This window comes from Paenibacillus sp. S33, from assembly GCF_053615415.1.
Window position 1 is genome coordinate 4,828,406 of record NZ_JBSIEZ010000001.1, and the last position, 15,345, is coordinate 4,843,750.

Sequence of the window (15,345 nt, forward strand, 5' to 3'; positions counted from 1 at the left end):
TCGTTACAGTACACTGTTGCTCTATTTAAAGGCTAAAGCCTTCTTATTTGGAGATTGTTGCTACGGCACCAGCGCCAACTGTACGTCCACCTTCACGAATAGAGAACTTAGTTCCTTCTTCGATTGCGATCGGGTTGATCAGTTGAACAGTAACCGTGATGTTGTCACCAGGCATTACCATTTCAGAACCTTCTGGCAAAGTAATGATACCAGTTACGTCAGTTGTACGGAAGTAGAACTGTGGACGGTAACCAGTGAAGAAGGGTTTGTGACGTCCGCCTTCTTCTTTAGTCAAAACGTAGATTTGAGCAGAAAATTCTGTATGTGGGTTAACAGAACCTGGTTTAGCCAATACTTGACCACGCTCGATTTGTGCACGATCTACACCGCGAAGCAGTGCGCCGATGTTGTCACCAGCTTGAGCGGAATCAAGCAATTTACGGAACATTTCTACGCCTGTTACTACGGATTTACGGGATTCTTCTTGAATACCGATGATTTCGATTTCGTCGCCCACTTTAACTGTACCACGCTCTACACGGCCTGTAGCAACTGTACCACGACCAGTGATGGAGAATACGTCCTCGACAGGCATAAGGAAAGGCTTGTCAGTGTCGCGTTCTGGAGTTGGGATGTAAGTGTCGATTGTTTCGAACATTTCAACGATTTTCTTAGCCCAGTCGCCATCTGGGTTTTGCAGTGCTTCACGAGCAGAACCGCGAGTGATTGGAGTGTCGTCGCCTGGGAAGTCATACTCGCTCAGCAAGTCGCGAACTTCCATTTCAACCAATTCCAGCAACTCTTCGTCTTCAACCATGTCGCATTTGTTCAGGAATACAACGATGTAAGGAACACCAACTTGGCGGGACAACAGGATGTGCTCGCGAGTTTGCGGCATTGGGCCGTCAGCTGCGGATACAACCAGGATCGCTCCGTCCATTTGTGCAGCGCCAGTGATCATGTTTTTAACATAGTCGGCGTGACCTGGGCAGTCAACGTGTGCATAGTGACGGTTAGGTGTTTCATATTCCACGTGTGCAGTGGAGATTGTGATACCGCGTTCGCGCTCTTCTGGAGCTTTATCGATTTGATCGAATGCTACAGCAGCACCACCGTAAGTTTTGGACAATACAGTTGTGATTGCAGCAGTCAAAGTAGTTTTACCATGATCGACGTGACCAATAGTACCGATATTAACGTGCGGTTTGTTACGTTCAAACTTCGCCTTTGCCATTTGAACAATTCCTCCTCAATAACTTGTTTTATTTTAGGCTGCCGGATGCCTTTTTGGTAAAACCTTAAGCATACCGGTCAGCTGATACATTGTATTACTCGCCGCCTTTGGTTTTGGCAACGATCTCTTCAGCAATGCTCTTCGGTACTTCTTCATAATGAGAGAGTTCCATGGAGAACACGCCGCGTCCTTGTGTACCGGAGCGAAGTGTAGTCGAGTATCCGAACATTTCGGACAAAGGCACCTTCGCACGAATGATTTGAGCTCCACTGCGGGAATCCATACCTTCAATCCGACCACGACGGGAGTTCAACATACCCATTACGTCACCCATATATTCCTCAGGAACCGTTACTTCAACTTTCATAATCGGCTCGAGTAATACTGGTTTACATTTGTCTTTCGCTGCTTTCAGCGCCATTGATCCGGCAATTTTAAATGCCATTTCATTGGAATCGACATCATGGTATGATCCGTCCACGATTGTAGCTTTAACGTCCACAAGCGGAAAGCCTGCGATAACGCCGTTTTTCATTTGTTCCTCAATACCAGCAAGAGCAGGAGCGATGTACTCTCTAGGAACAGAGCCGCCGACTACCTTACTTTCGAATTGACTACCAGTACCTGGCTCGAGCGGTTCGAACTCAACCCATACGTGACCATATTGACCACGACCACCGGACTGACGAACGAATTTACCTTCGACACGTGCTGGAGCACGGAACGTTTCACGGTAAGCAACCTGTGGTTTACCCACATTTGTTTCTACCTTGAACTCACGACGCATACGGTCAATGATGATGTCCAAGTGAAGCTCACCCATACCCGCCAAGATGGTTTGACCTGTTTCTTCGTTAGTATGAGCGCGAAGAGTTGGATCCTCTTCAGTCAACTTACCGAGAGCTACAGACATTTTATCTTGGTCAGCTTTGGTTTTAGGCTCAACCGCGATTTCGATAACCGGATCAGGGAAGTTCATGGACTCGAGAATAACAGGACTCTTCTCATCACACAGTGTATCACCTGTACCTGTATCTTTCAAACCTACGGCAGCTGCAATATCACCAGAGTAAACTACAGTGATTTCTTGACGACTGTTCGCATGCATTTGAAGAATACGTCCGATACGTTCGCGTTTACCTTTTGTTGCATTCAATACGTAAGAACCGGATTGAAGAACACCGGAGTATACGCGGAAGAATGTCAACTTACCAACGTAAGGATCCGTCATGATTTTGAATGCCAATGCGGAGAATGGCTCTTCATCGGAAGAGTGACGTTCAACTTCCGTACCGTCTTCCAAATGCCCTTGAATACTTGGCACATCAATAGGAGCCGGCAAATAGTCGAGAACAGCATCCAACATCAGCTGAACACCTTTATTGCGGTAAGAAGATCCACAGATAACTGGGAAGATTTTAACTTCTACAACACCTTTACGGAGAGCGGCTTTAATTTCGGCAACCGAAATTTCTTCGCCTTCCAGGTATTTCATTGTCAATTCTTCGTCCAGTTCAGCAACCTTCTCGATCAATTCATTACGAAGTTCTTCAACTTGATCTTTGAATTCCGCAGGAACTTCTACTTCTTCGATATCTTGACCAAGATCATCTTTGTACATATGAGCTTTTTGTTCAACGATATCGATAATACCAGTAAAATCATTTTCTGCGCCGATTGGCAATTGAATCGCAACTGCGTTCGCTTGAAGGCGATCACGCATGTCAGAGACAACATTCAGGAAGTCGGCACCAATGATATCCATTTTGTTTACATATGCGATCCGTGGAACGCCGTAGCGATCAGCCTGTCTCCATACGGTTTCGGACTGAGGCTCAACGCCTTCTTTCGCACTGAAAACACCAACTGCTCCGTCCAATACACGAAGGGAACGTTCAACTTCAACAGTGAAGTCAACGTGCCCCGGGGTGTCGATGATATTGACGCGGTGACCTTTCCAGGCAGCGGTCGTCGCAGCGGAAGTAATCGTGATTCCGCGCTCTTGTTCTTGTTCCATCCAGTCCATTGTCGCAGCGCCTTCGTGAACTTCACCGATTTTGTGCGTACGGCCTGTGTAGAACAAGATCCGCTCTGTTGTTGTGGTTTTACCCGCGTCAATATGAGCCATGATCCCGATATTACGTGTATTTTTCAAGGAGAACTCTCTTGCCATGAAATGGGTCTCCCTTCAAAATTGAAGTTATTTTTTTGAGCTGAATCCTACCAACGATAGTGAGCAAACGCTTTGTTCGCTTCAGCCATTTTGTGCGTGTCTTCACGTTTTTTCACGGAAGCGCCTGTGTTGTTGGAAGCATCAATAATTTCAGCCGCCAAACGCTCTTCCATGGTTTTCTCACCGCGGTTGCGGGAGTAGTTTACGAGCCAACGTAATCCCAGGGACGTACGTCTTTCTGGTTTTACCTCGATTGGTACTTGGTAGTTGGCACCGCCGACACGGCGTGCTTTAACTTCCAGGACTGGCATGATATTCTTGATAGCTGCTTCAAAAACTTCCATCGGGTCATTCCCCGTACGTTCTTGGATAAGCTTGAACGCATTGTACAGAATGCTTTGAGCAACGCCTCGTTTTCCGTCGAGCATGATGCGGTTGATCAAGCGGGTAACCAACTTGCTGTTGTATACCGGATCTGGCAACACGTCTCTTTTGGTAACTGGACCTTTGCGTGGCATGGATATCCCCCTTTCTTACATGTTAAACCGACATACGCGGTTTATATTCATTAGGATTTTTTAGCTTTAGGGCGTTTTGCGCCGTATTTGGAACGAGCTTGCATGCGGTTGTTTACGCCTGCAGTATCCAAAGCACCGCGAACGATGTGGTAACGCACACCCGGAAGGTCTTTTACACGACCGCCGCGAATCAGCACTACGCTGTGTTCTTGAAGGTTATGTCCAATACCTGGAATGTAAGCAGTCACCTCTACACGGTTCGTCAAGCGAACACGAGCATATTTACGAAGTGCGGAGTTTGGTTTTTTCGGAGTCATAGTACCTACACGAGTGCACACTCCGCGTTTTTGCGGGGCACTGATGTCGGTAGCTTCACGTTTCAAGGCATTAAAACCTTTTTGCAAAGCCGGTGATTTCGATTTCTCGATTTTGGCTTGACGTCCTTTACGAACCAGTTGGTTAATAGTTGGCATGTTGGTTGCCACCCCCTTCCTCAATTTTTGCTGTTACTTTACAAACCTTATCTAAGCCCACAGACCCAGGCGGTTCATAAAAGAACAAATGAAAAGTCTTTGCCGCCAAGAATAACAATTCCTTAGACAAAAACGTTCCTTACCCTATTGTTTTACGATAGCAGCCATTGCGGCTCCCACTTCAATCCCACATGCAGCTCCGAGATTTTTCATTGTGTCTACGAGAGTCACTTTGACTCCTTGCTTGTTGCACAAAGCAATGATGTTGGAAGTGAGACGCTGATCTGCGTCTTCTGCCACATATACTTCTGAGGCAAAGCCCAATTCTACCATACGAATGGTTTGTTTGGTACCGATTTTGACATGAGCATCTTGCAGTCCTTGTTCTTTAGACATATCTCATTCCTCCGAAAAGACCCAATAGCATATAGGCTGCTCACGCACCTTTGCTATATTAGCATTGACTATAAGTAATGTCAAGACAATTATAAACTATAATTCATTTAAACAGAATAGTACGATTCATTTTTGAAAAGCACCGGAGCACCGTCTGCTGTAGCTTTTATGCAAAGCTTATGTCTACGGTGTTCCGGCAATCATACTATTTTTATATTACTCGGCCGAAATTGGTTCGAGCTCCTCAGATGGAGACTGCCCCTCTTCCGGTTGGGCAAATTTCACGCTACGGTAACGGTTCATACCTGTTCCCGCAGGAATCAATTTACCAATAATTACGTTCTCTTTCAGTCCAAGCAACTGATCGACCTTGCCTTTAATAGCTGCATCAGTCAGGACACGAGTAGTTTCCTGGAAGGAGGCTGCTGACAAGAAGGAGTCAGTTTCCAGAGATGCCTTGGTAATACCGAGCAGTACCGGCTTGGCTACCGCTGGTTCTTGGCCGCTGAGAATCGCTATCTTGTTTGCATTTTCATACTCATGGACATCAACAAAGGAGCCTGGAAGTAAGATCGTGTCGCCCGCATCAATGATACGGATTTTACGCAACATTTGACGAATCATAACTTCTACGTGCTTGTCGTTGATTTCTACGCCCTGGTTCCGGTATACGCGTTGAACTTCCTGAAGGATATAGTTCTGTACCCCGCGAATACCTTTAATACGCAGCATTTCTTTAGGATCAATCGAACCATCCGTCAGTTCGTCCCCAGCTTCAACAGTCATACCTTCGCTTACGCGCAGGCGGGAACCATACGTTACTGAGTATGTTTTCGTTTCGGCTTCACCCTGAATGTCGATCTCACGGCGGTCTTTACCTTCACGAACTTCTTTAACTGTACCGTCAATTTCACTAATAGTTGCCTGACCCTTAGGATTACGTGCTTCAAAAAGCTCCTGGATACGAGGCAAACCTTGTGTAATATCGTCACCCGCTACGCCGCCTGTGTGGAACGTACGCATAGTAAGCTGTGTTCCTGGCTCACCGATGGATTGTGCAGCGATGATACCAACTGCTTCACCAATCTCAACGTGTTTACCAGTAGCCAGATTGCGACCGTAACATTTCTTGCAGACGCCATGTTTAGCACGGCAACTTAGTACAGAACGAATCTGAACTTTGTGTACACCAGCTTTAACAATCGCTTCAGCTTTATCGGAGTCAATCAATTCGTTACGTCTAGCCAAAATCTCGCCAGTCTCAGGATGACGTACTGTTTCAAAGCAATAGCGACCTTCCAGACGGTCATAGAGATCCTCAATTACTTCTTTACCGTCCTGGATACGACTTACTGTGAAGCCTTTATCCGTTCCGCAGTCTTCTTCGCGCACGATAACATCCTGTGCCACATCTACGAGACGACGAGTCAGGTAACCGGAGTCAGCCGTACGAAGGGCTGTATCCGCCAAACCTTTACGCGCTCCGTGAGTGGAGATGAAGTACTCGAGTACTGTCAGACCTTCACGGAAGTTTGATTTGATTGGGAGTTCGATAATACGTCCGGATGGATTGGCCATCAGACCACGCATACCGCCGAGCTGAGTAATCTGTGATTTGTTACCCCGCGCTTTGGAGTCTACCATCATCATGATGGAGTTGTAGCGATCCATGGACTTCATCAATACTTCGGTAATATCATCTTTCGCTTTAGACCAAATGTCGATAATCCGGTCATAGCGTTCTTCATTCGTAATTAGACCACGACGATACTGATTCGTCACAACTTGCGCTTTATCTTCGGATCCCTTAAGAATCTCTTGTTTTTCCACCGGCACGATTACGTCCGATACAGCAACGGTTACCCCTGCACGAGTGGAATACGTAAAGCCAAGCTGCTTGATTTTATCCAGAATTACAGCTGTTTCTGTTGTATGGTAAGTCTCAAAACAACGGGCAATGATATTACCAAGGTAATCCTTGCCTACCCCACTAGCTTGCGGAGCGTTTTGAATGGCTTCTGTAAGATTTACACCCTTCTCGTAAACAAAGAACTCCTCCGCAGTACCATAAAGCAGGTTCGCACGGGTAGCATCATTGATGTACGGGAAGCTTGCCGGGAAAATTTCATTAAAGATAATTTTACCAACCGTTGTGATCAACATCGCTTCCTGTTGTTTTTCCGTAAAGCTCGTTTTATTCAAAGCTTTAACCGGAATAGCTACACGAGCATGAAGTCCAGCTGTACCACGTTGGTAAGCCGATATAGCTTCATTCATGTTGCGAAGGATCATATTGCTTCCTTCTTCTTCTTTGTTATCCATAGTCAGATAGAAAGAACCAAGAACCATATCCTGGGAAGGTGTAACAACTGGCTTGCCGTCTTTCGGATTCAAAATGTTCCCGGATGCTAGCATAAGCAAACGAGCTTCAGCTTGGGCTTCCGCAGACAACGGAACGTGAACAGCCATTTGGTCACCGTCAAAGTCGGCATTATATGCAGTACATACGAGCGGATGCAGACGAATCGCACGGCCTTCAACCAAAATCGGTTCGAACGCCTGGATACCGAGTCTATGCAGCGTAGGGGCACGGTTCAGAAGAACTGGATGCTCCTTGATTACTTCTTCCAGCACATCCCATACTTCTGCACTCACACGCTCTACTTTACGCTTCGCGCTCTTGATATTGTGCGCCAAACCTTTGTTCACCAGTTCCTTCATAACAAAAGGTTTGAACAGTTCCAGTGCCATTTCTTTTGGCAAACCGCATTGATACATTTTCAAGTACGGGCCTACAACGATAACGGAACGACCAGAGTAGTCAACACGTTTTCCGAGCAAGTTCTGACGGAAACGTCCTTGTTTACCTTTCAGCATGTGGCTGAGGGATTTCAAAGGACGGTTACCTGGACCTGTAACAGGACGACCACGACGACCATTATCAATCAAGGCGTCAACAGCTTCCTGCAACATCCGTTTTTCATTTTGCACGATAATATCTGGCGCACCTAGATCTAACAACCGTTTCAGACGGTTATTACGGTTAATAACACGACGATACAAGTCGTTAAGGTCAGAGGTAGCGAAACGACCACCATCCAACTGTACCATCGGACGAAGCTCAGGAGGAATAACAGGAAGTACATCCATGATCATCCAATCCGGTTGGTTGCCGGAGTTACGGAATGCCTCAATAACTTCAAGGCGTTTGATCGCACGGTTACGACGTTGTCCTTGAGCTGTACGCAGCTCTTCTTTCAAGAATTCTAATTCTTTGTCTATATCCAAATCTTGAAGAAGCTTTTTAACCGCTTCAGCACCCATACCTGCCTGGAAGCCATAGCCGTATTTCTCACGGTAGCTACGGTATTCTTTCTCGGACAGGAGTTGCTTTTTCTCCAAAGGCGTATCTCCTGGATCGGTTACAACATAAGATGCGAAGTAAATGATCTCTTCCAGAGATCTTGGAGACATATCAAGAGCAAGACCCATACGACTTGGAATGCCTTTAAAGTACCAAATGTGCGATACAGGAGCAGCCAACTCAATGTGGCCCATACGCTCACGGCGAACCTTAGCACGAGTAACTTCTACTCCACAACGGTCACAGACAACACCTTTATAGCGTACACGTTTGTACTTACCGCAATGACATTCCCAGTCTTTCGTAGGTCCGAAAATTTTCTCGCAAAATAGTCCTTCTTTTTCCGGTTTAAGCGTACGATAGTTAATCGTCTCCGGTTTTTTGACTTCTCCGCGGGACCAAGAACGAATCTTTTCGGGGGAAGCAAGCCCGATTTTCATATATTCGAAATTGTTAACGTCCAACAAGGAGCAACCCTCCTTAACCAAATCCTGAGTTTTTAGGTTTGATACCGCCCAGCAGCACCGGGCGGTATCAAGAAACCTGATCCATCCTAGAATGGATCAAGGTATATAACAAAGCTGATATGAGTCAGTCAGCAGTCAAACTACTCTACGCCAACCTCAGAGCCTTCCAGATTCAAACTCAGCTTATCGCCGGTTGTGTCATCCTCATCATCAAGCTCTCTCATTTCGATCTCTTGTTCGTCTTCAGACAGAATCTTCACGTCCATACCCAAGCTTTGCAGCTCTTTGATCAAGACCTTAAATGATTCTGGAACACCCGGTTCAGGTACATTTTCACCTTTGACAATGGATTCGTAAGTTTTAACACGTCCAACCACATCATCAGATTTCACAGTCAAAATTTCCTGAAGCGTGTACGCTGCGCCGTAGGCTTCCAATGCCCATACTTCCATCTCCCCGAAGCGCTGTCCACCGAATTGAGCTTTACCACCCAATGGTTGTTGCGTAACGAGAGAGTAAGGACCTGTAGAACGAGCATGGATTTTATCATCGACCATGTGCGCCAGTTTGATCATGTGCATGACACCGACAGTAACTTCACGTTCAAAACGATCACCCGTACGTCCGTCATACAACACAGTCTTACCATTACGCTGCATGCCTGCCTCTTCCATTGTATCGAATACGTCATATTCCTTGGCACCATCGAATACTGGAGTTGCCACATGAATACCAAGACGCATTGCAGCCATACCCAGATGGACTTCAAGCACCTGTCCGATGTTCATCCGTGAAGGTACGCCCAGCGGGTTCAGAACGACCTGTACTGGTGTGCCATCCGGCAGGAACGGCATATCTTCTTCAGGCAAAATACGAGCAACGACACCCTTGTTACCGTGACGTCCAGCCATTTTATCGCCTTCGGAGATTTTACGTTTTTGAGCAATATATACACGAACCAACTGATTTACACCTGGTGGCAGTTCATCGCCATTTTCACGTGTAAATACCTTTACATCTACAACAATCCCGTCTGTTCCGTGAGGAACTCTCAAAGAAGTATCGCGAACCTCGCGTGCCTTCTCACCAAAGATTGCGTGTAAGAGACGTTCTTCAGCTGTCAATTCAGTCACACCTTTAGGTGTTACTTTACCAACGAGAATGTCACCTGCGCCAATTTCAGCACCAATACGTATGATTCCACGCTCATCCAAGTTGCGAAGCGCTTCTTCACCGACATTTGGAATGTCGCGAGTGATTTCTTCCGGTCCAAGCTTCGTGTCACGAGCCTCGGATTCGTATTCCTCAATATGGATTGAGGTGTATACATCTTCCTTAACCAGTTTCTCACTCAGCAAGATCGCATCCTCGTAGTTGTAACCTTCCCAAGTCATGAAGGCAACGACAACGTTACGTCCCAACGCCAACTCACCCATCTCTGTAGATGGACCATCTGCAAGAATATCGCCAACTTTGACAATATCTCCTCTGTTCACAATCGGACGTTGGTTGATGCAAGTTCCTTGGTTAGATCGCATAAATTTGTGTAATTTATACTTAACAATGTCGCCCTTTACTTCAGTGCCATCTACAGTTTCGATACGACGCAACCAAATTTCGTTAGCCGAAGAACGTTCGATAACTCCGTTGTATTTGGATACAACGCAAACACCGGAATCTTTTGCAGACTTGTGCTCCATTCCTGTTCCGACCAATGGAGACTTCGGAATCAGAAGCGGGACAGCCTGACGCTGCATGTTGGAACCCATCAATGCGCGGTTAGAGTCATCATTCTCCAAGAATGGAATCAGTGCAGTCGCGACCGATACGACCTGTTTAGGCGATACGTCCATGTAATCGACACGGCTACTAGCCATCGGAATAATGTTATCAGACTGTTTGTTATAACGGACAATGACAACCTCATCCTTAAAGGTGTTTTCCTCCGTCAATTCCGCATTCGCCTGAGCTACAATGTAGTTATCTTCTTCATCAGCAGTCAGGTAATCAATCTGGTCTGTAACTTTTCCGGTTTTTGGATCTACCCAACGATAAGGAGCTTCGATAAATCCATACTCGTTAATGCGTGCAAAAGTGGACAAAGAGTTGATCAAACCAATGTTTGGTCCCTCTGGTGTCTCGATAGGACACATACGGCCGTAGTGACTCGGATGGACGTCACGCACTTCCATGCCCGCGCGTTCGCGCGTCAAACCGCCGGGTCCGAGTGCGGACAGACGACGTTTGTGCGTTAATTCAGCAAGCGGGTTCGTCTGATCCATAAACTGAGACAGCTGCGAGCTACCAAAGAACTCTTTAATCGAAGCAATTACTGGACGTATGTTAATCAATGCCTGTGGCGTAATTACATTAGCATCCTGAATCGACATTCTTTCGCGCACTACGCGTTCCATACGGGACAAACCGATACGGAACTGGTTTTGGAGCAACTCACCTACAGAACGCAAACGACGGTTACCCAAATGGTCAATATCGTCCGTACTTCCGATTCCGTGAAGCAAGTTAATAAAATAACTGATGGAGGAAATAATATCGGCAGGCGTAATATTCTTAACCGATTTATCAATATTTCCGTTAGCAATCAATTTTACTACTTTACCATCCTCAATTGGTGAGAATACATCGATTGTTTGAAGTGGAATATCATTGCTTTCTAGCACACCACTCGCAACATGATACGTACGATGTCCTACTGATTCCTCCAGTTGGGCCAAAATCTCGTCCAACAGGCGGCGATCTACCATTTGACCGGCTTCAGCGATGATTTCACCAGTTGTTGTATCAATCAAAGTCTCAGCAAGTCGTTGATTGAACAAACGGTTTTTAATGTGAAGCTTTTTATTGATTTTGTAACGGCCTACGTTGGCCAGATCATAACGTTTAGGATCAAAGAAGCGAGCAACTAGCAAGCTCTTTGCGTTATCCAGTGTAGGCGGCTCACCTGGACGAAGACGCTCATAAATTTCAATCAGCGCTTTCTCGGTGGAATCCGTGTTGTCTTTATCAAGTGTGTTGCGGATATATTCGTCATTGCCGAGCAAATCCAGAATCTCAGCATCAGTGCCAAAGCCCAGCGCACGCAGCAACACCGTAACCGGAATTTTACGGGTACGGTCAATCCGGACATAGATAATATCCTTCGCATCCATCTCCAGTTCGAGCCAAGCCCCCCGGTTAGGAATTACCGTTGCGGTGTATGTTGTTTTCGCATTCTTGTCGACTTTTGTGCTGAAATAGACGCTGGGAGAGCGAACCAACTGGCTGACAATAACCCGTTCCGCACCGTTAATAATAAACGTACCCGTTTCAGTCATCAGCGGGAAGTCTCCCATGAATACTTCCTGCTCTTTCACTTCGCCGGTTTCTTTATTAATAAGCCGGACTTTTACCCGAAGCGGTGCTGCATACGTAACGTCGCGTTCCTTTGCGTCGTCAACGGTATATTTGGGTTCTCCGAGAGAATAGTCGATAAACTCCAGAATCAGATTTCCAGTGAAATCCTGAATTGGAGAGATATCCCGAAACATTTCCCTTAATCCTTCCTCCAAAAACCAATCATAGGATTTTTGTTGGATCTCAATCAGGTTCGGAACCTCGAGTACCTCATTAATACGTGCATAACTGCGCCGAGTGCGTCGACCATATTGAACAAGATGTCCTGCCAACTTAAACTCACCCCTCATGTCTACTCACTTTAAAAATACATTGCGAACCTCTGTTTGTGACCTTATAATAAGACACATACAGAAGATTCAATCTTACAAATACAGAAAAGCCCTTACTCGAATGCATTCGAAAAAAGAGCACCGTATCTGCAGAATCCTCTTACCGGAAGATCTTCATCACTTGTAGATTTGCCCAAAATGGTTGTATTATACGTAATAGAGATAAATACTATACCTAACTACGCATAAATCTATTGACATTTCAACAAACTAAAGCCATGGAGGGCATCCTAATACTGACATTTTATAATAATATCACAGACCAGGATTCAAGTCAATGGTCCTATTGCATTTTCTTAAAAACTTTTTTCAGCCTTCAAAATTCGATAACCTTTATCCTTTGTAACTTCCTCTACATGACCGAAAAGGCTCTCTATCTTAGCACTCGCCGAAGGGGCCCCCTGCTTTTTCTGAATGACTACCCACAAAGCTCCACCTTCGTTTAAATGCTCATAAGCAAGCTCAAAAATGGTATGAACTGTTTCTTTTCCTGCACGTATAGGAGGATTCGTCAAGATCACGTCAAAGCGTTCATCCTTCACTTCCGCAAACAAATCGCTTTGCTTAATGGTGACATTCTTAACCCCATTACGTTCCGCATTCTCTATCGCAAGTTGAACGGCTCGCTCATTAATATCAACCATTGTGACGTGTCCCTCTGGGACAAGCGCGGCTGCCGCCAGACCAATCGGGCCGTAACCGCATCCTACATCCAATACCGAGGCTTGTGCAGGAAGCTGCATCGCTTCAATCAGCACACGACTCCCGTAATCAATTCCCTGCTTCGAAAAAACGCCTGAATCGCTGGCAAAACGGTATGACCGCCCCCGCAGCACTGTTTCCAGGCTCCGTCGTTCATGCGCCGTCTCTGGCCGCTTGGAGTAATAATGATCAGCCATTCATGCCCACCTCTTTCGGTTGTACTACCATCATAGCCTTTACAATAACCTTTCAGACATGCTGGTACTACCGTTTTACAGCAACAAACCCCTTGAAGATCACCTCAAGGGGTTTGTTTTAGTCCATTGTCTGCTAGAAAGCAGTCAATTATTTTACTTCTACAGAAGCGCCTGCTTCTTCCAATTTTGCTTTAATGGATTCAGCTTCTTCTTTAGCGATTTTTTCTTTCAGTGGTTTTGGAGCGTTGTCAACCAGTTCTTTTGCTTCTTTCAGGCCAAGACCTGTGATTTCGCGAACTGCTTTGATAACGTTGATTTTGGAAGCGCCAGCGCTTGTCAAGATTACGTCGAACTCGGATTGCTCAGCTTCAGCTGCGCCACCTGCTGCGCCACCTGCTACAGCTACTGGAGCTGCTGCAGTTACGCCGAATTCTTCTTCGATTGCTTTCACGAGATCGTTCAGTTCCAATACGGACATACCTTTAATTGCTTCCAAGATTTGCTCTTTACTCATGGTTGAACCTCCATTTAAATTCTTATTTTTTTGTTCTTAACTGCTATATAGCAGGTTTAATCCCTAACTTATGCGCTTTGCTCTTCTTTTTCCGCAACAGCTTTAACTGCAAGCGCGAAGTTGCGCACAGGAGCTTGAAGCACACTGAGGAGCATGGAAAGAAGACCTTCGCGGGATGGCAGTTCTGCCAGTGCTTTGATTTCCTCAACACCGATAACGCGACCTTCTACAACTGCACCTTTCAGTTCCAGTGCATTGTTCTTCTTAGCGAAATCGTTCAAGATTTTAGCTGCAGACACTGCATCATCTTTGCCGAACGCGATTGCAGTAGGACCTGTCAATACTGCGTCCAGTTCAGTCAATTCTGCTGCCGCAGTTGCACGGCGGAGCAGTGTGTTTTTCAGCACTTGAAATTCGATTCCGGCTTCGCGAAGCTGCTTACGCAGCTCAGTTACTTGGGCAACATTCAGACCGCGATAGTCTGCAACCACAGTCGTTACGCTCTCGCGCAATTTTGCAGCTACAACTTCAACAGCTTCTTGTTTTGCTTGAATCACCTTTGCATTTGCCAAACTGTACACCTCCTGATCAATTTATCCGCTTTGTTCGAAGCACCCACTCTGGTGATCTTACAAAGCTTGCTTTCATAAGCATGAAAAAAGCCTCCGTAGAGTACGAAGGCTTGATAAATCTACATGGACGGGACAAGCCCGTCACATGAAACGTTCTATCATAACACCTCGGTAGGAAATTAAGCCCAAAGGCACCTACTGTCTACGGTAAGCATATTCAACTTTAATGGTCAGTCACAAGGACTCACAACTTTTATAGAATAACAAATTTGATTGAACATGTCAATCAAAATATTATCTGTAAACAGATGCGTTCACACGTGCACTTGGTCCCATAGTCGAAGAAATAGCGATGTTTTTCAGGTATACACCTTTAGCAGCCGCTGGCTTCGCACGGTTCAAGGCTTCAACCAAGGCTTTAAGATTCTCGTTCAGCTGTTCAGCACTGAAGGAAGCTTTGCCGATTGGCGCGTGAATTTGACCGGCTTTGTCGAGACGGTATTCGATTTTACCGGCTTTAATTTCTTGAACAGCCTTGGCAACGTCGAAAGTAACTGTGCCTGCTTTAGGGTTAGGCATCAAACCTTTACCACCGAGCAAACGACCCAGTTTACCAACCTCACTCATCATATCAGGTGTCGCAACGCAGACGTCGAATTCGAACCAGCCTTGTTGGATTTTGTTGATCATATCTTGATCGCCAACAAAATCAGCGCCAGCCGCTTCCGCTTCTTTCACTTTGTCACCTTTTGCAAATACCAGAACGCGTTGTGTTTTACCCGTACCATGCGGCAGGACAACAACACCACGAACAGCCTGGTCTTGTTTACGGGAATCTACGCCCAGACGAACTGCTGCTTCAACGGTTTCGTCGAATTTAGCAGTCGCAGCCTTTTTCACCAGTTCAACGGCTTCTAAAGGCTCGTAAGTTGCTTCGCTGTCAATCAGCTTAGCAGCTTCCAGGTACTTCTTACCATGTTTAGCCATAA

Annotated in this window: 11 protein-coding genes and 1 other annotated feature; all 11 genes read right to left on the reverse strand. The window is 45.9% G+C overall.

What is annotated here, in order from left to right:
• Positions 1–43: 43 nt before the first annotated feature.
• The 11 genes from tuf to rplA all read right to left on the reverse strand — a co-directional run bounded on the left by tuf (position 44) and on the right by rplA (position 15,343).
• On the reverse strand, positions 44–1,234 hold the full coding sequence (gene tuf, locus ACWGXJ_RS22050; protein WP_023990558.1) for an elongation factor Tu: 1,191 nt from the start codon (positions 1,232–1,234) through the stop codon (positions 44–46).
• A 94-nt stretch (positions 1,235–1,328) separates the two neighbouring features.
• On the reverse strand, positions 1,329–3,407 hold the full coding sequence (gene fusA / locus ACWGXJ_RS22055) for an elongation factor G (RefSeq protein WP_029514491.1): 2,079 nt from the start codon (positions 3,405–3,407) through the stop codon (positions 1,329–1,331).
• Between the two features lie 47 nt (positions 3,408–3,454).
• The gene (rpsG, locus tag ACWGXJ_RS22060) at positions 3,455–3,925 is read right to left on the reverse strand and encodes a 30S ribosomal protein S7 (protein ID WP_007432586.1); all 471 of its coding nucleotides are present in this window, start codon (positions 3,923–3,925) and stop codon (positions 3,455–3,457) included.
• Positions 3,926–3,975: 50 nt separating this feature from the next.
• Entirely contained in the window at positions 3,976–4,398 is a 423-nt protein-coding gene (gene rpsL / locus ACWGXJ_RS22065) for a 30S ribosomal protein S12 (RefSeq protein WP_007432587.1), read from the reverse strand.
• A gap of 144 nt (positions 4,399–4,542) precedes the next feature.
• Positions 4,543–4,794: a ribosomal L7Ae/L30e/S12e/Gadd45 family protein gene (locus tag ACWGXJ_RS22070; protein WP_007432588.1), complete on the reverse strand. Its 252-nt coding sequence runs from the start codon at positions 4,792–4,794 to the stop codon at positions 4,543–4,545.
• A gap of 216 nt (positions 4,795–5,010) precedes the next feature.
• Positions 5,011–8,625, reverse strand: coding sequence for a DNA-directed RNA polymerase subunit beta' (rpoC, locus tag ACWGXJ_RS22075; protein ID WP_029514492.1), 3,615 nt, complete (start codon positions 8,623–8,625; stop codon positions 5,011–5,013).
• A gap of 140 nt (positions 8,626–8,765) precedes the next feature.
• On the reverse strand, positions 8,766–12,311 hold the full coding sequence (gene rpoB, locus ACWGXJ_RS22080) for a DNA-directed RNA polymerase subunit beta (protein ID WP_250260335.1): 3,546 nt from the start codon (positions 12,309–12,311) through the stop codon (positions 8,766–8,768).
• 356 nt (positions 12,312–12,667) lie between these two features.
• Complete coding sequence (locus ACWGXJ_RS22085) at positions 12,668–13,270, reverse strand: class I SAM-dependent methyltransferase (RefSeq protein WP_061831395.1); 603 nt, start codon at positions 13,268–13,270, stop codon at positions 12,668–12,670.
• A 148-nt stretch (positions 13,271–13,418) separates the two neighbouring features.
• Positions 13,419–13,784, reverse strand: a complete 366-nt coding sequence (rplL, locus tag ACWGXJ_RS22090) for a 50S ribosomal protein L7/L12 (RefSeq protein ID WP_010348819.1) — start codon at positions 13,782–13,784, stop codon at positions 13,419–13,421.
• Between the two features lie 68 nt (positions 13,785–13,852).
• Positions 13,853–14,356: a 50S ribosomal protein L10 gene (rplJ, locus tag ACWGXJ_RS22095; RefSeq protein ID WP_013312168.1), complete on the reverse strand. Its 504-nt coding sequence runs from the start codon at positions 14,354–14,356 to the stop codon at positions 13,853–13,855.
• Positions 14,357–14,430: 74 nt separating this feature from the next.
• Positions 14,431–14,582 (reverse strand) — a sequence feature (ribosomal protein L10 leader region).
• Positions 14,583–14,650: 68 nt separating this feature from the next.
• A complete protein-coding gene (gene rplA, locus ACWGXJ_RS22100) occupies positions 14,651–15,343 on the reverse strand; it encodes a 50S ribosomal protein L1 (protein ID WP_013312169.1) in 693 nt (230 codons plus the stop codon).
• Positions 15,344–15,345: the final 2 nt, after the last annotated feature.

Excerpts from the sequence above, each read along its gene's own strand:
- tuf (WP_023990558.1), bottom strand. The coding sequence starts at position 1,234 with ATGGCAAAGGCGAAGTTTGAACGTAACAAACCGCACGTTAATATCGGT.
- fusA (WP_029514491.1), bottom strand. The coding sequence starts at position 3,407 with ATGGCAAGAGAGTTCTCCTTGAAAAATACACGTAATATCGGGATCATG.
- rpsG (WP_007432586.1), bottom strand. The coding sequence starts at position 3,925 with ATGCCACGCAAAGGTCCAGTTACCAAAAGAGACGTGTTGCCAGATCCG.
- rpsL (WP_007432587.1), bottom strand. The coding sequence starts at position 4,398 with ATGCCAACTATTAACCAACTGGTTCGTAAAGGACGTCAAGCCAAAATC.
- ACWGXJ_RS22070 (WP_007432588.1), bottom strand. The coding sequence starts at position 4,794 with ATGTCTAAAGAACAAGGACTGCAAGATGCTCATGTCAAAATCGGTACC.
- ACWGXJ_RS22085 (WP_061831395.1), bottom strand. The coding sequence starts at position 13,270 with ATGGCTGATCATTATTACTCCAAGCGGCCAGAGACGGCGCATGAACGA.
- rplL (WP_010348819.1), bottom strand. The coding sequence starts at position 13,784 with ATGAGTAAAGAGCAAATCTTGGAAGCAATTAAAGGTATGTCCGTATTG.
- rplA (WP_013312169.1), bottom strand. The coding sequence starts at position 15,343 with ATGGCTAAACATGGTAAGAAGTACCTGGAAGCTGCTAAGCTGATTGAC.